Genomic DNA, 17,415 nt, shown 5'->3' with positions numbered 1-17,415 from the left:
TCGTCGATGCCGAGCAGGGTGGTGATCGGGACGAGGACCTCGATGTGTGGTCGTCTGCGGTGCTGGTCGGGCAGCCGGCGGCCGAGCCAGTCCAGTCCGTTGTGCAGCATGTGCTCGAACAGGTCCGCCATCACGTCCGCCCGCCGCTGCGGCGCGATCCGCTGGTCGCGTGCCGGGTCGGCCGGCTGGGCAGCTCCCGTCGTCCCCGGTTCGTCTGCGGGCGCGCCAGAGCCAACAGAACCGCCAGTGCTGACAGAACCGCCAGTGCCGGTGGCGCCGGCGCCGGTGATGTGCGCCGTGTCGACAGCGCCGGCGGTGTGCGCGGTGGCGGCGGGGCCGGGGCTGGTGGGGTCGGGGTTGGCGGGTGCGCCTGTGGGGGCGGTGGCCGGGTGGTCGGTGCTGCACGTGTCGGTGCGTGCTTCGGCTGTGCTGGGCGTGTCGGCGTGTGTCTTAGCGGTGCTGGGCGAGGCGGTGCCGGTGGCGTGGAAGGGTCTGCTGGGGCCGTCAGTGGTGGTGCTCGGGCGGCCGGTGCGGATGCCGGATGCGTTGCCGGGATCGCTGACCGGTTCACTGCCCGGTGCGCTGACTGAGGTGGAGTTCTGGGTCGAGTCCGGGGCCGGGTTTGGGGTGCCGCGTTTGGTGAGGTTGGTCATGGCTTGGATGACGATCCACATTTGCTGGATTTTGTCGGCGGTGTGGACGACCCACAGGCCGGCCATGCCGTCGGCCAGGGGGACGATTTTGCAGGTGCGGTCGGCGACGGCGTCGCGGTGCCGGTCGGCGTCGTCGCGGGTGGTGTGTTTGGCGACTTGGCGGCGGAGCGCGGTGGCCAGGTTTTTGTGGGTTTGGCCGGGGGCTCGGCGCAGCACGTGGGTCTCGACGGCGTGGGCGGCGGCGGCCGGCAGGGCGCGGGTGGCTTCGGAGATGGCCAGGGCTTTGGACCAGGTGAGGGCGCCGCAGCGCAGGGCGGTGTGGGTGGCGGTCAGGGTGCCGGTCAGGTGCAGGGCGGTGTCGAGGTGGCGGGACGCGGTGGGTTCGGCCAGGTGCAGCGCGGCGCCGATCTCGGCGGTCCAGGAGCGTTCGGGGTCGATCGGGCGGCCGGTGTTGTCGAGCTGGGTGGGGCGCGGGATGTCGCTGAGTTGGGCTTTGCGTTGCCGGGCGAACGAGGCCATCGCGGCGGTCTTGATCGCGGCGGCCCAGGCTTCCATCCGGGCGGCGGCCTTCATGGCCTCGATCAGCGCGATCGGTGACTCGCACTGCGGGCGCAGCAACTCCAGGGCCGCGGCCAGTTCCGCGCCGGGTGGCAGGAACACCCAGGCCGGCGCCTTCAGCCGCAGCATCTGCCGTTCGGCCTCGTCTTGTTCGACACCGGCCCACAACTCCCACTCCAACGCATCGACCCGCGACATCGGCGGCAACTCCTCATGCCGATCCGGATCCCACACATCCTCATCGAACAGGTCGTCGGGCGGCAGATCGAGGTCACCGGGTTTGGATGCGCCGGAAGCCGGGTCGATCACCGTTGCTGTCATGTGGTGTATATTAGAACATGTGTTCGATCAAATCCAAGTCAACCGGCGGGAGCGGCTATGTCTCAGGACATCGGTGACAGTTCTGTTCAAGACATCGGTGACGGTTGGTGTGTCGGGACATCGGTGACGTTCCAGCTGGTCTTGGGCGCTGTCGGGGAGGTCGGGCGTTGCCGAGGTAAGTCGCGCGGGCACCGGTTAGGTGTGCTCGATGAGCTTGGTCAGGCTCACGCGCTGACCAAGCTGGTGGAACGTCTGTCGGGCTGGGAGGTACGGGAGTCGGCGCGTCGATCGCCAGCTCAGAGAGATGGACCGCCCGGAGACGATCGAGGACCCCGCGGACCTCATCGAGAAGCTGCGAGCACCTCGCCGATGACGTGCCGCGCGTACGTCGCGATCGCCGGGTTGGTGATCCTTTGGTACGACCACACGATCAGGGCCTGGGACAGTACGCGCCCGCGTCCGCGGAGCCATGTCGCGTCGTCCACGTCCAGCGCCGTACGGAACTCGTCGCGGACGTTCGCGGGCAGTAGGTGCCACACGGGGAACAGGTCGCACGCCGGATCGCCGACACCGCAGGTCTCGAAGTCGAGCACCGCGGTCAGGCGGCCCTCCGCCGACACGAGCAGGTTGCTCGGCGTCAGGTCCGAGTGCACCCACACCTCTCGCCCGTCGTACGGCGCCGCGAGCGACTCCTCCCAGGACGCCAGCGCTGCACGGGTGTCGATCAGGCCGTCAAGCTCGCCGATCGCCTTCCGCGTCGAGGAGTCCATCTCGACCATCGGAGCGCGCGTGCGGCGCTCGCCCGGATACGCCGGCGGTCGGTCGGGCAGGTCGATCCGCCGGAAGGCGTCGACGAACTCCGCGAGGTCCGTCGCCAGACCGCGTGGGTCGGCGAGCGCGTCGGGGGACGGGTGCCAACCGGTGAGCCAGCGATGGACGGACCACTCGCCCGGGAACGCGTCAGTGGGTGAGCCGATCGCCTCGACAGTGGGGATAGCCACCGGCAGGAACGGCGCGAGCGCCGCGAGTTCGCCTGCTCCCGGCGGACTTCGTCGGTGACGGAGGGCCGGAGCGGCAGCCGTACGGAGAGGTCGGAACCGAGACGGTAGATCGCGTTCACCAATCCGCTGGAGTCGACCGGCTCCAGCGGCAGCGCGGCCCACTGCGGGAACTGGCCGGACACCAGTTCGCGGACGAGCGGTGTGTCGATGTCGGCCTGATCGGCGTGGACCTTGCGGGGACTCACGAGCCCCATCGGAACGGTCGGCGCCGTCCGCTGTCAACGCGGTTTCGGATCGAGTGGGTCAACAGCAGGCAGGCCGGGCGGGCTACGGAAGTCTCACACCGGCGAGAGCGGCCGAGAGGGCGGTGGTGATGGTGGGGTGGTGGAAGGTGAAGCCGGTGGACTGGAGGCGGGTTGGGAGGGCTCGTTTGCTGCCGAGTAGTTCCCAGGCGAACTCGCCCAGGGTGAGTTTCATCAGGGGCGCAGGGACCGGGATCGCGGACGGGCGGTGGAGGGCGGTGGCCAGGGCCTCGGTGAATTCGGTGTTGGTGGCCGGGGTGGGAAGGGTGACGTTTACCGGGCCGCTGACGGCGTCGGTCTCTGCTACATGGCGAACGGCTCGGGTCCAGTCGGTCAGGGAGACGACTGGGAAGTATTGCGTGCCGGAGCCCAAACGTCCGCCCAGGCCCAGGCGGAAAGGGAGGGAGAGGAGTTGGAAGGCGGGGGCAGCGCGGTCCAGTACGACGCCTGTGCGGAGTGCGGCTACTCGGCTGCCTGCGGCGCGGGCGGGCTCGAGTGCGCCCTCCCACAGGCGTACGACGTCGGACAGGAATCCGTCGCCCAGTTCGGAGTCTTCGGTGAGGATGCGGTCGCCGAGATCCGTGCCGTATCCGCCGATGCCGCTCTGGGTGATCAGTACCGGGCGGCGGTCGAGTTGCGTCGCGGCGGCCGCGAGGGTGGCCGTGGTGGCGATGCGGCTCTCGCGGATCGTCAGGCGGTACGTCGGTGTCCACGGGCGGCCGATGTTGGCGCCGGCCAGGTTGACGAGTACGTCGGGATCGCCGAGCGCCGCCGGGTCGAGGTCGCCACGCGCCGGGTCCCAGCGGATCTCGTCGGGAGTCGACGGCATCCGGCGTACCAGGCGCGACACTTGGTGGCCGTCGGCAACGAGATCGCGGGACAACGCCCTGCCGAGGAAGCCGGATGCGCCGGCCAGTACGTACTTCATCCGCACAGCTCCTTGTCGGGAAAGCGAAGGCGCCGGTGACCGTCCCGCGGGGAGACAGGCACCGGCGCCGTTGGCCGATCGGATCGGACGCCGATCGGATCAGACGTCGAACTGGGCCTCTTCGAGGCGCTGCTTCACGGCCGTCAGGTACCGGGCCGCGTCGGCGCCGTCGACCAGGCGGTGGTCGTAGGTCAGCGCCAGGTACACCATCTGCCGGATCGCGATCGTCTCACCGAGTTCCGGGTGGGTGATGACGACCGGGCGCTTCACCACGGCACCGGTCCCGAGCATGCCGACCTGCGGCTGGTTCAGGATCGGGGTGTCGAACAGCGCGCCCCGGCTACCGGTGTTGGTGATCGTGAACGTACCGCCCGCCATCTCGTCCGGCAGCACCTTGTTGTTGCGGGTGCGGTCGGCCAGGTCGGCGATCTTCTTCGCCAGGCCGGCGATGTTCAGGTCGCCGGCGTTGTGCACGACCGGGACCATCAGGCCACGCTCCACGTCCACGGCGATGCCGAGGTGCTCGGCGGCGTGGTACGTGATCTCGCCCTTCTCCTCGTCGATCGAGGCGTTGAGCTTCGGGTACTGCTTCAGCGCGTCCACCGCGGCGAGGGCGAAGAACGGCAGGAAGGACAGCTTGACGCCCTCGCGGGCCTCGAACTCGGCCTTCTTCTTGTTCCGCAGCTTGGCGATCTCGGTGACGTCGACCTCGACGACGGTGGTCAGCTGGGCCGAGACCTTCAGGCTGTTCACCATGTGCGCCGCGATCGCCTTGCGGATCCGGCTCATCTTCTCGGTGGTACCGCGCAGCGGGCTGATCGTCGGGGCCTGCGCGGCGGCGGGCGCCGGGGCGGCGGCCGGAGCCGGTGCGGCGGCGGCGGCCTTCTTGGCCTCGGCGGCGGTGATGACGTCCTGCTTGCGGATCCGTCCGCCGACACCGGTGCCCTGTACGGCGTTCAGGTCGACGTCGTGCTCCGCGGCGAGCTTGCGTACCAGCGGGGTGACGTAGTTCGGGCCGTCGGACGCGGCGCCGTTCGGCGAAGCAGCCGGTGCGGCCGGAGCGGCGGCGGGAGCAGCCGCCGGAGCCGGAGCGGCAGCCCGAGCGGGAGCCGGAGCAGGTGCGGCAGCCGGGGCCGAAGCGGGCACGGCGGCCGGAGCGGGCGCCGGGGCCGGGGCTGGGGCAGCGGCGGGAGCCTGGGCCGCGGCGGGGGCCTGAGTTGCGGGAGCCTGAGTCGCGGGGGCCTGAGCGGCGGCCGGGGCTGCGGGGGCGGCGGCGGGTGCTGGGGCGGGGGCCGCATTGGCGGAGCCGACTACGGCTAGTTCGGCGCCGACCTCTACGGTTTCGTCCTCGGCGACCTTGATCTCGAGGAGCTTGCCGGCGACGGGGCTCGGGATCTCGGTGTCGACCTTGTCGGTCGATACCTCGAGGAGCGGCTCGTCGACGGCTACGTCGTCGCCGACCTGCTTGAGCCAGCGGGTGACGGTGCCTTCGGTGACGCTCTCGCCGAGGGCCGGCAGCGTTACGGAGGTGCCGGATGCTGTCTGGGCTGCGTTCGCCTCAGCGGCCGGGGACTCCGCCTGGGTCGAGTTGGCGGCGGCCGCAGCGTCGGCGGAGGGCTGCGGGGCAGCCGGGGCGGCGGGTGCAGCCTGGGCCGCGGGAGCTGGGGCGGCAGCCGGAGCGGCGGCGGGAGCAGGAGCCTCGGCGGCAGCAGGCGCGGGCTCGGCAGCAGCAGGTGCGGCGGTCGGCGCGGCAGCGGGTGCGGCCGGAGCAGGCGTCTCGGCCGGAGCAGCGGCCTCGGAGGCGGGGGCTTCGGCTACGGGTGCGGAGGCTTCGCCGGCGTCGCCGATCACGGCCAGTTCGGCGCCGACCTCGACGGTCTCGTCCTCGGCGGCCTTGATCTCCAGCAGGGTACCGGCGACGGGGCTCGGGATCTCGGTGTCCACCTTGTCGGTCGACACCTCCAGCAGGGGTTCGTCAACGGCAACCGTGTCACCGACCTGCTTGAGCCAGCGGGTGACGGTTCCTTCGGTGACGCTCTCCCCGAGGGCCGGCAGGGATACAGAGGTCGGCATGACGGTCGTTGCTCCTTCGTCTGATCGGTCGAGTGTCAGCCTACGGTGCTGCCGGAGCGGACGGGATCCGGGTCACGGCGTCCCGTCACGCGCCGGTAGCTCAAACCTACTGGGGCCAACCAGCAGGGTCAGTCATGGAAGTGCAAAGGTTTCCCGGCCAGCGCGAGATGGGCCTCGCCGAGGGCCTCGTTCTGGGTTGGGTGGGCGTGTACGAGCGGCGCGACGTCGGCCGGGTACGCCTCCCAGTTGTAGATCAGCTGCGCCTCGCCGATCAGCTCGCCGACGCGCGAGCCGACCAGGTGCAGCCCGACGACGGCGCCGTCGCGGGCGCGGACGAGCTTCACGAATCCGGCGGTCTTCAGGATCTGCGACTTGCCGTTGCCGCCCAGGTTGTAGTTGAGGATCTCGACGTCGCCGTACTGCACTCGCGCCTGCTCCTCGGTCAGTCCGACCGACGCGACCTCGGGCTCGGAGTACGTCACCCGCGGGATACCGGCCTCGTCGATCGGCGTCGGCGCGAGCCCGGCGAGGTGCTCGGCGACGAAGATGCCCTGCTGGAAGCCGCGGTGCGCGAGTTGCAGGCCCGGCACGATGTCGCCGACCGCGTACACCCCCGGGACGCTGGTCTGCAGTGTCGCGTCGACGGTCACGAACCCGCGGTCCAGCGCGACGCCGACCTCTTCATAGCCAAGACCCGCGGTGTTCGGCCCCCGGCCGACAGCGACCAGCAGAACCTCGGCCTCGATGACCTCGCCACCCGCGACGCGCACCTGCACCCCGGAATCGGTCAGCGAGACGGACTCGAACGGCGTACCTGTCTTGAAGGCGATCTTCCGCTTCCGGAACGCCCGCTCGAGCGCCTTCGAGCAGTCCGCGTCCTCGGCCGGGACCAGCCGCGGCAACGCCTCGACGATCGTGACGCGAGTACCGAACGAGGTCCACGCGGACGCGAACTCGACGCCGATCACGCCGCCACCGAGGATCACCGCGGACTCCGGAACCCGGTCCAGCGTCAACGCGTGCTCGCTCGCGATCACCCGGTGGCCGTCGAACTCCAGCCCGGGCAGCGACTTGGAGTAGGAGCCGGAGGCAAGGATGACGTTGCGGCCGGTGTACGTCGTGTCGCCCACCTGGACGGTCGTCGCCGACGTCAACCGTCCTTCGCCTTCGACCACGGTGATCCCACGGGCCTTCAACTGACCCTGCAGACCCTTGAACAGCCGGTCGACGACGCCGTCCTTGTACTTGTTCACGCCGCCCATGTCGACGCCCTCGAGCCTCGTCCGGACGCCGAACTGCTCACCCTCGCGGGCCGAGTCCGCGACCTCGGCGGCGTGCAGCAGCGCCTTGGTCGGGATGCAGCCGCGGTGCAGACAGGTCCCGCCGACCTTGTCCTTCTCGATCAGCGCCACGGACATGCCGAGCGTCGCGGCGCGCAGTCCGGCGGCGTACCCACCGCTGCCGCCGCCGAGAATCACCAGGTCGTACGTCGTGTCAGTCACAGGTTCCTCCGTGGGTCTGGTCCGAAGCAGCCGGTCCCGGATCGCGGGTCCGGCCCGGCGTCATCCTTTCACCGATCCGCGCCGGATCCACCCCCGGGCCGGTCCCGGCGCGCCCGTACCGTCCGGCCGCAACCGTTATCCAGGAGCCCGGCACCGACTTGCACAGATAGTGGACACTTACTCCCATGAAGTGGTTCGGTCGCCGGCGGAACGCCGGAACGATGCGCCGGTCGGACAACCCGGATCAGGCGCACCTGCGGGAGTTCGCCCAGACCCGTCAAGGCGTGGAGGGGTTCGTCGAGCCGCGCACGGCGGTCACCGACTACACCTTGCTGCTGGTGGCGATCGACGGTGAGTGGACCCGGCGCCGGGTCCCGTCGGTGAAGTGGGCGCACGATTTCGCGAACCGGCTCGGCGTCCCGTCGTACGACGCGGCCGTGGTCGGCTACCCGCCCCGCATGCGCGAGTACAACGCGCGGATGAAGAACAACGGCCGCTGACGGCCGAGAAGATGAAGGCCGAGAAGGAGTTCTTCGCCGCGGGCTCGGTCGAGTGGATGGACGCGGGCGATGGGATCTCGGAGCGCGTCCTCAGCCAGGGCGCGGACGGGATGCTGACCAGGCTCGCGCGGTGGGCGCCTGGGACGACGACCACCGACGGGGTCATCCGGCACGAGTACGTCGAAGAGGTGTACCTGCTGGAGGGCGAGCTGACCGATCTCACCCTGCAGCAGACGTTCCGCCCCGGCGACTACGCCTGCCGGCCGCCGGGGATGCCACACGGTCCCTACACGACGGAGACCGGCTGCGTGATGCTGGAGATCCGCTACTCAGCCGGCTGACGCGGCCAGTTCGATCAGGGTGCGGACGGCGTAACCGGTACCGCCGTTCGGGGTGTAGCCCGACGCGGAGCCGTCGTTGAAGGCCGGTCCGGCCACGTCCAGGTGCACCCAGTCGATGCCGTCGGCAACGAAGTCGCCGAGGAACGCGGCCGCGGCGAGCGCGCCGCCCCACGGCTCGCCGGTGATGTTGGCCAGGTCCGCGACCTTCGAGTGCGACTTGAGCTTGTCCAGCATCTCGGACGGGATCGGCAACGGCCACATCGACTCACCGGCCGCGAGCGCCGCGTCGACGACCCGGTCGCGGGCGCCGTCGGTGTTGCCGAAGGCACCGGCCACCTTGGTGCCCAGGGCAACGACACAGGCGCCGGTCAGGGTGGCCACGTCGACGATCAGGTCCGGCCCGTCCTCGGACGCCCGGACCAGCGCGTCGCCGAGCACCAGCCGGCCCTCGGCGTCGGTGTTCAGTACCTCCACGGTCTTGCCGCCGTACATCGTCAGCACGTCGGACGGGCGGGCGGCCGAACCGGACGGCATGTTCTCGGCCATCGCGGCGTACGTCGTCACCTGCACCGGCAGACCGAGCCGCGCGATCGCGAGCGTCGCGCCGATCACCGCGGCCGCACCGGCCATGTCGGACTTCATGCTGACCATCCCGGTCGACGTCTTCAGCGACAGGCCGCCGGAGTCGAACGTGATGCCCTTGCCGACGAACGCGAGATGCGTGACGGGCTTACGAGGCGTGTACGTCAGCCGGACCAGCCGCGGCGGGTTCGCCGAGCCCTGGCCGACGCCCAGAATGCCGCCGTACCCACCCTTGGCAAGCGCCTTCTCGTCGAGCACCTCGACCTTGACGCCGTACTCCTTGCCGAGCGTCACCGCGTCGGCGGCGAACTCGACCGGGTGCAGGTCCGACGGCGGGGTGTTGACCCAGTCACGCACCTGCGCGACCGCCTCGGCGGTCACCTGGGCGCGCTCGAGCGCAGCCTTGGCTTCCTTGTTCCGGGCCAGGTCCGTGAGCACGGTCAGGTCGCCCGGTACGTCGGAACTCTCCGAGGACTTGTACGCCGTGAAGGCGTAGCGACCCAACAACGCGCCCTCGGCGACTGCCCGGACGCACTCGGCATCCGGCGTCGGCAACGCGAACGCGACCGATTGCGAGGTCTTGGCCGCACGGACCCCGGTGCCGGCCGCCGCGCGCAGGTCCTCGGTCTTCAGCGAGCCGTCGGGGGCCGGGCCGAGTCCGACAGCGATCAACGTCGGGGACTTGCCAGGTTTCGGACCGGGCACCTTGGTCACCTCGCCGGCCTTGCCGGTGGCGCCCAGACCGGACAGCACCTCCACCAGCTTCCCGCCGTACGCGGCGTTCAGCGACTCGGTGCCGGCCGGCAGGGTGACGCCGCCGCCGAGTTTGACCACGCCGATGACCACGGCGTCGGTCTTGACGCCGGCGGCATCGGACTTGCTCAGGGTGATGGTGGTCACGAAATCCTCAGTCCTCCTTGACCAGGCACTCAGATGGCCGGTCGTCACGGTACGTGCAAGCTGCCTCCGCATGCTACGCGTCCGGTAGTTTGCGCTCCATGACCGAGTCGACCGATTTGAAGAAGTCCCCGTTGCACGAACGCCACCAGGCCCTCGGTGCGAAGTTCGCCGAGTTCGGCGGCTGGGAGATGCCCCTGGAGTACAGCGGCGTCGTGGCCGAGCACACCGCCGTACGTACGTCGGTCGGCGTCTTCGACGTCAGCCACCTCGGCAAGGCCACCGTCAAGGGCCCGGGCGCCGCGGCGTACGTGAACGCGTGCCTGACCAACGACCTCGGCAAGATCGCCCCCGGGCAGGCGCAGTACACACTGTGCTGCAACGAGCGCGGGGGAGTGGTCGACGACCTGATCGCGTACCTGCACGCCGACGACGACGTGTTCCTGATCCCGAACGCGGCCAACACCGCCGAGGTGGTCCGCCTGCTGCAGGCGGACGCGCCGGGAGGCGTCGAGGTCACGAACGTCCACGACGACTACGCGATCCTCGCCGTCCAGGGCGCGAACAGCGACGAGGTGGTCTCCGCCATCGGTCTGCCGATCGGCCACGACTACATGGCCTTCGCGACGGCCGATTTCGGCGGTACGCCGGTCGTGGTCTGCCGGACCGGCTACACGGGCGAGCGCGGCTACGAGCTCGTCGTACCGAACGCGGCCGCGGTGCCGGTGTTCGACGCGTTGCTGAAGGCCGGTGAGCAGTACGGGATCGTCCCGGCCGGCCTCGGCGCCCGCGACACGCTGCGGACCGAGATGGGCTACCCGCTGCACGGCCAGGACATCTCGCCCGAGATCACGCCCGTCCAGGCCCGTTCCGGCTGGGCCGTCGGCTGGAAGAAGGAGCACTTCTGGGGAGATGCGGCTCTCCGCGCCGAGAAGGAAGCCGGCCCGGCCCGGATCCTCCGCGGCCTCCGCGCCGTTGGCCGTGGCATTCCCCGCCCGCACATGACCGTTGCCGACCAGTCAGGCAGCACCGTCGGCGAGGTTACGTCCGGCACTTTCTCCCCGACCCTTAAGAAGGGTATTGCCCTCGCTCTGCTGGACGCGGCGGTGAAAGAGGGCGACCAGGTGACCGTCGACATCCGCGGCCGCCAGGAACTCTTCGACGTCGTGAAACCGCCTTTCGTGACGGTTCACGTGCGCTAGCAGCGCTCTGTTGCTGAAGGCTAAATTTCGTCACATTCCGTGAGAACCTGGCACAAAATGGCCACTGTCGGTGCTGTGCCGACGCGGATTGCGAAGATTTGACTGCCCAGAGTGACGATTTGGGGCAAATGTTCCGTTCCAGTACCCGTTCCGGTAACGATTTGTGCACTGGTGCCAGGCACCGCTGGTTTGGTGTCACAGTGTCAGGCAGGCTAGCGCGCGGTTGTTGGGGAAAGCGCCCTGTCAAGGGGATTTGACGCCACCCCAACGGAAAGCAAAGGCTCGGCACACCATTCACCGATGAGTGCCGGATCAACGGACCGAAATCCGGCCGACGAACTGACGGAGTGCGAATGACTATTGGGTCGCCAGGCTCGACCGTAGGGGTCGAAGAACACCCGGCATCGGCGGAGCCGGTCCGGAGCGCCGCGACTCCGCACGGCAAGTCCCCGGGCCGGATCGCGTTCGACCGGCTCCGTAAGGACAAGGTCGCCGTGATCTGTGCGGGGATCGTTCTGTTCTTCATCTTGATCGCGATCCTGGCGCCGGTGCTGGCGAAGCTCGAAGGCCAGGACATCAGCAGCTTCCACACCGACCAGATCGACGAGTACGGCTTCCCGACGATCGGCATCAGCCCCGACCACTGGTTCGGCATCGAGCCGAAGACCGGCCGGGACAACTTCGCCCGCTGGGTGTTCGGCGCCCGCCCGTCGCTGATCATCGCGACCGTGGCCACCATCATCGGTACGGCGGTCGGCGTCCTGATGGGCCTGCTGGCCGGCTTCCTCGGCGGCTGGGTCGACCGGGTGATCTCCTGGTTCATCGACTTCGTGCTCAGCCTGCCGTACCTGCTGTTCGCGATCGCCCTGGTACCGATCGTGGAGTCGTGGAAGGGCGGCAGCTTCAACCTGACGTCCGCGGAACAGGCGAACATCAGGTTCTACGTACTGATCTTCGTGTTGTCGTTCTTCGGTTGGGCCGGCCTGGCCCGGATCATCCGCGGCGAGGTGCTCTCGCTGCGAGAACGCGAGTTCGTGCTGGCCGCGCGGGCGATCGGTGTCACCACCCCGCGGATCCTGGCCAAGGAACTGCTGCCCAACCTGGTCGCCCCGATCGTCATCTCGGCCTCGCTCTCGCTGCCCGCGTACGTGACCGCGGAGGCCGGCCTGTCCTACCTCGGCGTCGGCCTGATCGAGCCCCGGCCGTCGTGGGGCCAGACGATCGCGACCGCAACGAACTGGTTCCGCGCCGACCCGTTGTACCTATGGCTTCCGGTGGCCGGGATCACGATCCTCGTGCTCGCCCTGGCCCTCCTCGGCGACTCGATTCGGGACGCCTTCGACCCCAAGACTCGCCGGTAGTTCGGCGATTGCCCCAGCGGCAGAAAAGGAGAAACCCGACCATGCAGTGGAAACGGATCACCGCGGTCGCGGCGACGGTCATGCTGGCCGCCGCAGCCTGTGGGAGCCCGTCCTCGGGAAACAATGGCTCGAGCGACAAGAACGGCTCCGCTAACGCGACCCAGGTCAAGGTGACGGACGTGACCGCCAAGGGCCCCGCGCCGGACATCGACGGTGCCAAGAAGGGCGGTACCGTCACGATCCTCTCGGACGTGACCCCGGACACCTTCGACCCCACCAACACCTACTACGTCGACGGTTTCCAGATCGAGAAGCTGTACGCCCGGGCGCTGACCCAGTACCGCCTCGACGGACCGGACCACAAGCCTGTCCTGGTGCCTGACCTCGCCGAGGACCTCGGTACGGTCTCGGCGGACAAGCTGACCTGGACGTTCAAGCTGAAGAAGGGCATCAAGTACTCGGACGGCACGCCGGTCCACGCCGCCGACTTCGCGTACTCGATCAAGCGCTCCTTCGCGCACGACATCTTCGACGCCGGACCGACGTACCAGATCCAGTACTTCAAGGACGGCGACAAGTACAAGGGCCCGTACGCCGCCGGTGGTGAGAACTACTCGGGCGTGGAGACGCCGGACGACAGCACGCTGGTGATCCACCTGGCGAAGCCGTTCCCGGACATGCCGTTCTTCGCGGCGTTCACGATGTTCACGCCGATCCCGCAGGCGAAGGACACCAAGCAGAACTACGAGCAGAAGCCGCTCTCGACCGGTCCGTACATGGTCGACTCCTACAACCCGGGTACTGAGCTCAAGCTCGTCAAGAACCCGAACTGGGACCCGGCCACCGACGCGGTCCGGCACCAGTACGCCGACGCGTTCGACTTCAAGTTCGGCCTGGACACGCTGAAGATCCAGAACCAGATCCTGGCCAGCACCGGTCCGGACGCGAGCGCGCTGACGTACAGCAACATCGACTCGACGCTGGTGCCGCAGGTTCAGCAGCAGAACAAGCAGGACCAGCTGATCACGGGCGACACGCCGTGCAACCGGATGGTCCCGATGGACACCCGGAAGATCCCGCTGCCGGTTCGTAAGGCGATCGCGGCCGCGTACCCGTACGACACCGAGCGGAAGGTCGCCGGCTGGACCTCGATGGCCGAGCCGCCTACCTCGACGTACATGTCGCCGTCGGTGCCGGGCTGGGAGAACTACGAGGTTCCGGGCCTGAACGGCAAGGGCAACGGTGACCCGGCCAAGGCCAAGCAGATGCTGCAGGACGCCAACGCCGTCGGCTTCACGCTCTCCTGGTACTACTCGAACGACGACAAGATCGCCACCCAGCGCAGCCAGGTTCGCGAGCAGGCACTGACCGCGGCGGGCTTCAAGGTCAAGGCGATCGGTGTGCCGAAGGCCAAGATCCGTACCCTGACCGGTGACCAGAACGCGCCGGTCAACATGCTGAAGGCCCCGACCGGTTGGTGCTCCGACTGGCCGAGCGGTTCGTCGTGGGCGCCGGTACTGTTCCGGTCCGACGCGGTCGCCCTGGGCAACAGCGTCGGCCAGCTCGGCGACAAGGCCCTGGACGCGGAGATCGACAAGGTCTCGGCGATGGACCCGAACGAGGCCGTGAAGCAGAAGGCCTGGATCAAGCTGGACCAGGAGATCATGGAGAAGTACCTCCCGGCTCTCCCGCAGTACCAGTCGCGGTCCGCGTTCCTGGTCGGTACCAACATCGGCCACGCGATCAACGACCCGACACAGGGTATGCCCGAGTTCACCTCGCTGTACCTGAAGAACCCGTCCTGATCGGTACGATCCACGTACCAGTGACCGGACAGCCGTGAGGCGTCCGTTCTGATCGCAGGGTTGGTGGCCGGGCCGGAAATCGGTCCGGCCACCTCCGGCGGTCGGTGAGGAGAAGCTCGTGTTGCACTTCCTGGCGCGCCGCATCGTGAGCGCCATCTCTGTCGTGCTGGTGACCCTGGTCGCGACGTTCATGCTGTTCTTCATTGCGCCGACAGACCCCGCGGGCGCGATCTGCGGGCAGCGCAACTGTCCTCAGGAGCGGTACGAGGAGATCAAGAAGAGCCTGAACCTGGACCAGCCGAAGGTGGCGCAGTTCGCCGACTACATGAAGGGCATCGCGGTCGGCCGGACCTTCAAGACCGGAGGCGTCGAGCGGGAGTGCAGAGCGCCCTGCCTCGGTTACTCCTTCAAGAACGACCGCCCGGTGCTGCAGATGCTCGGCCAGCGGCTACCTGTCACGATCTCACTGGTCGCCGGTGCCGCGGTCATCATGCTCAGCGTCGGCGTCACGATCGGGTCGATGGCGGCCAAACGAAGAGGCACGACCGGCGACCGGGCCCTGGTCACCACGTCACTGATCATCAGCTCGATCCCGTACTACATCATCGCGCTGATGATCGCGCTGTACCTCACGATCTTCTACACGATTCTGCCGCGCGGCGGCTGGACGTCCCCCTTCGACAGTCCGGGGAAGTGGATCGCCGGGCTGATCACGCCCTGGCTGGTCCTCGGACTGGTCAACACGACGCAGTACGTGCGGTACTCCCGTGGCTCCATGGTCGAGACACTCAGTGAGGACTTCATCCGGACCGCGCGGGCCAAGGGTCTTTCGGACCGCAAGGTGACCTACAAGCACGCGCTGCGGGCCGGTCTGATCCCGGTGATCACGATCTTCGGTCTCGACGTCGCCGGCATGCTGGCGGGCGCGATCTTCACCGAGCGGATCTTCGACCTGCCGGGACTGGGCAACCTGGTCCTGGAGAGCTTGAACAACTACGACCTGCCGGTGATCATGGCGACAGTGCTGGTGGCCTCGGTGTTCCTGGTGGCTGCCAACCTGGTTGTCGACGTCGTCTACAGCCTGGTCGACCCGCGGGTGAGGCTTTCGTGAGCATGTCCGACCCAGTAGAGCGAAAGGACACCATGTCCGACACCGCGGCCGGCCAGGCGGGCTCCGAGCCGGTGACCACGGCCGACGCCAAGCGTGGCCCGTCGATCGCGACCCGTGAGCGCCGGTCGCGGGAGGCCAACCCGAGCGGCGAGACCCCGTACCTCGTGGTCGATGACCTGGCGGTGAAATTCCCGACCGCCGACGGCCTGGTCAGCGCGGTGAACGGGCTGAGCTACTCGGTCCCGCTCGGCCGGACGCTGGCGATCGTCGGCGAGTCCGGTTCCGGCAAGTCGGTGTCGAGCATGGCCGTGATGGGCCTGCACGACCGCAAGCGGACCCGGATCACCGGGTCGATCCGGCTCGGCGGCGACGAGATCGTCGGCCTGAGCGAGCACGAGCTGATGAAGATCCGCGGCGACGCGGTGTCGATGGTCTTCCAGGACCCGCAGTCGTCGCTGCACCCGCTGTACACGATCGGCAACCAGTTGACCGAGGCGTACCGGGTGCACCACAAGGTCTCCAAGGACGCCGCGAAGAAGCGTGCGCTGGAGATGCTCGACCTGGTCGGCATCCCGAACCCGGCGCGCCGGTTCGCGCAGTACCCGCACGAGTTCTCCGGCGGTATGCGGCAGCGCGCGATGATCGCGATGAGCCTGATCAACGACCCGAAGCTGGTGATCGCCGACGAGCCGACCACCGCTCTCGACGTCACCGTGCAGGCGCAGATCCTGGACCTGCTGAACAACCTGCAGAAGGAGTTCGGCTCCGCGATCGTGCTGATCACCCACGACCTCGGTGTGGTCGCCGAGATGGCCGACGACGTCCTGGTGATGTACGCCGGGCGCTGCGTCGAGTACGGCACCGCCGAGGACGTGCTGGCGAACCCGCGGATGCCGTACACCTGGGGTCTGCTCGAGTCGATCCCGACCGTCTCCGCCGCGAACGACCGGCTGCGCCCGATCAAGGGCCTGCCGCCGAGCCTGCTGAGCCTGCCGGACGGCTGCTCGTTCAACCCACGCTGCCCGTACAAGGACCGCGTGAGCGGCGAGCTCTGTACGACGCAACTGCCGGAACTGCTGCCGGTGGACGGCGCCGGTGCGCACCTGTCCCGTTGTCACCTGCACGACAAGGTCTCGGTGTACGAGACCGAGGTCGCGCCGAGACTGGGCTGACGAGGGGACTGAGGAGACAACATGAGCGACGCAATCCGTCCCGTCGACGCGGTCGAGAAGCCGGCCGCCAAGGGCGAGACCCTGCTGCAGGTCCGCGACCTGAAGATGCACTTCCCGATCAAGGAAGCGGCCGGACTCGGCCGGACCAGGAAGGTCGTACAGGCCGTCGACGGCGTCAGCTTCGACCTGAAGGCCGGCGCCAGCCTCGGTCTGGTCGGCGAGTCCGGCTGTGGCAAGTCGACCACCGGCCGGATGATCACCCGGCTGCTGACCCCGACGTCCGGCCAGATCCTCTTCAAGGGCACCGACATCGCGAGGCTGAAGGAGCGGGACCTGCGCCCGTTCCGCCGGCAGCTGCAGATCGTGTTCCAGGATCCGTACAGCTCGCTGAACCCGCGGCAGACGGTCAGCAACATCATCAGTACGCCGCTGCGGGTGCACAACCTGGTCAAGAAGGGCAAGGAACTCGCCCGCGTCCAGGAACTGCTCGAGCGGGTCGGCCTGAACCCGGAGCACCACAACCGGTACCCGAACGAGTTCTCCGGCGGTCAGCGGCAGCGCATCGGCATCGCCCGGGCGCTCGCGGTGGAACCCGAGGTGATCATCGCCGACGAGCCGGTGTCCGCGCTGGACGTGTCGATCCAGGCCCAGGTGATGAACCTGCTCGAGGACCTGCGCAAGGAGCTCGGCATCGCGTTCGTGTTCATCGCGCACGACCTCGGCGTGGTCCGGCACTTCTGTGACGAGGTCGCGGTGATGTACCTCGGCAAGATCGTCGAGCAGGGCAGCCGGGACCAGATCTACAACGCGCCGCAGCACCCGTACACCCAGGCGCTGCTGTCCGCGGCGCCGGACCTCGGCACGATCCGCGGCGTCCCGCCGAAGGAGCGGATCCGGCTGGTCGGCGACGTACCTTCGCCGATCGACCCGCCGAGCGGCTGCCGGTTCCGGACCCGGTGCTGGAAGGCGGAGGACATCTGCGCGACCCAGGAGCCGTTGCTGGAGATCAAGCCGCAGTCGGGCGAAGGCCACACGGCCGCCTGCCACTTCGCGGAGCCGAAGGTCGACCTGACCGCCGCCACCGCGTGACCCACTGAGAAAGCTCC

The 17,415-nt window shown here is 68.7% G+C and carries 14 protein-coding genes; 8 read left to right on the top strand and 6 right to left on the bottom strand.

Annotated features, from left to right (window positions below):
- The 5 genes from ACZ5BU_RS15240 to lpdA all read right to left on the bottom strand — a co-directional run.
- Window positions 1-1,532 (bottom strand): DUF222 domain-containing protein (locus tag ACZ5BU_RS15240; RefSeq protein ID WP_465699220.1); only part of this gene is annotated, 1,532 nt, incomplete at its 3' end.
- A 341-nt stretch (window positions 1,533-1,873) separates the two neighbouring features.
- Entirely contained in the window at window positions 1,874-2,533 is a 660-nt protein-coding gene (locus tag ACZ5BU_RS15235; RefSeq protein WP_465699219.1) for a phosphotransferase, read from the bottom strand.
- A 327-nt stretch (window positions 2,534-2,860) separates the two neighbouring features.
- Window positions 2,861-3,763, bottom strand: coding sequence for a TIGR01777 family oxidoreductase (locus ACZ5BU_RS15230; protein WP_465699217.1), 903 nt, complete (start codon window positions 3,761-3,763; stop codon window positions 2,861-2,863).
- A 99-nt stretch (window positions 3,764-3,862) separates the two neighbouring features.
- Window positions 3,863-5,836, bottom strand: a complete 1,974-nt coding sequence (gene sucB / locus ACZ5BU_RS15225) for a 2-oxoglutarate dehydrogenase, E2 component, dihydrolipoamide succinyltransferase (protein ID WP_465699215.1) — start codon at window positions 5,834-5,836, stop codon at window positions 3,863-3,865.
- Window positions 5,837-5,964: 128 nt separating this feature from the next.
- Window positions 5,965-7,338 (bottom strand): dihydrolipoyl dehydrogenase, encoded by a 1,374-nt coding sequence (gene lpdA / locus ACZ5BU_RS15220; RefSeq protein ID WP_465699213.1) that lies wholly within the window; start codon window positions 7,336-7,338, stop codon window positions 5,965-5,967.
- Window positions 7,339-7,523: 185 nt separating this feature from the next.
- Between lpdA and ACZ5BU_RS15215 the strand changes: the two genes are divergently transcribed.
- The gene (locus ACZ5BU_RS15215) at window positions 7,524-7,838 is read left to right on the top strand and encodes a hypothetical protein (RefSeq protein ID WP_465699212.1); all 315 of its coding nucleotides are present in this window, start codon (window positions 7,524-7,526) and stop codon (window positions 7,836-7,838) included.
- An 11-nt stretch (window positions 7,839-7,849) separates the two neighbouring features.
- A complete protein-coding gene (locus ACZ5BU_RS15210) occupies window positions 7,850-8,179 on the top strand; it encodes a cupin domain-containing protein (RefSeq protein WP_465699211.1) in 330 nt (109 codons plus the stop codon).
- Here ACZ5BU_RS15210 and ACZ5BU_RS15205 read toward each other — a convergent pair.
- On the bottom strand, window positions 8,168-9,661 hold the full coding sequence (locus ACZ5BU_RS15205) for a leucyl aminopeptidase (RefSeq protein WP_465699209.1): 1,494 nt from the start codon (window positions 9,659-9,661) through the stop codon (window positions 8,168-8,170). The two genes, ACZ5BU_RS15210 and ACZ5BU_RS15205, sit on opposite strands and share 12 nt — an antisense overlap.
- 98 nt (window positions 9,662-9,759) lie before the next feature.
- Between ACZ5BU_RS15205 and gcvT the strand changes: the two genes are divergently transcribed.
- The 6 genes from gcvT (at window position 9,760) to ACZ5BU_RS15175 (ending at window position 17,398) form a co-directional block, all read left to right on the top strand.
- Window positions 9,760-10,860 carry a glycine cleavage system aminomethyltransferase GcvT gene (gene gcvT, locus ACZ5BU_RS15200; protein WP_465699207.1) on the top strand — a complete coding sequence of 367 codons (1,101 nt, stop codon included), beginning with the start codon at window positions 9,760-9,762 and terminating at the stop codon, window positions 10,858-10,860.
- Window positions 10,861-11,213: 353 nt separating this feature from the next.
- The gene (locus ACZ5BU_RS15195) at window positions 11,214-12,221 is read left to right on the top strand and encodes an ABC transporter permease (protein WP_465699206.1); all 1,008 of its coding nucleotides are present in this window, start codon (window positions 11,214-11,216) and stop codon (window positions 12,219-12,221) included.
- A gap of 41 nt (window positions 12,222-12,262) precedes the next feature.
- Window positions 12,263-14,026, top strand: a complete 1,764-nt coding sequence (locus ACZ5BU_RS15190; RefSeq protein WP_465699204.1) for an ABC transporter substrate-binding protein — start codon at window positions 12,263-12,265, stop codon at window positions 14,024-14,026.
- A gap of 118 nt (window positions 14,027-14,144) precedes the next feature.
- Window positions 14,145-15,137 carry an ABC transporter permease gene (locus ACZ5BU_RS15185; protein ID WP_465699203.1) on the top strand — a complete coding sequence of 331 codons (993 nt, stop codon included), beginning with the start codon at window positions 14,145-14,147 and terminating at the stop codon, window positions 15,135-15,137.
- Between the two features lie 2 nt (window positions 15,138-15,139).
- Window positions 15,140-16,309: an ABC transporter ATP-binding protein gene (locus tag ACZ5BU_RS15180; RefSeq protein ID WP_465699201.1), complete on the top strand. Its 1,170-nt coding sequence runs from the start codon at window positions 15,140-15,142 to the stop codon at window positions 16,307-16,309.
- A 21-nt stretch (window positions 16,310-16,330) separates the two neighbouring features.
- Window positions 16,331-17,398 carry an ABC transporter ATP-binding protein gene (locus tag ACZ5BU_RS15175; protein WP_465699199.1) on the top strand — a complete coding sequence of 356 codons (1,068 nt, stop codon included), beginning with the start codon at window positions 16,331-16,333 and terminating at the stop codon, window positions 17,396-17,398.
- Window positions 17,399-17,415: the final 17 nt, after the last annotated feature.

Source organism: Kribbella sp. NPDC031520, from assembly GCF_055580825.1.
Note: the sequence above shows the minus strand (reverse complement) of the source record. Positions and strands in the feature narration are given on the sequence as shown.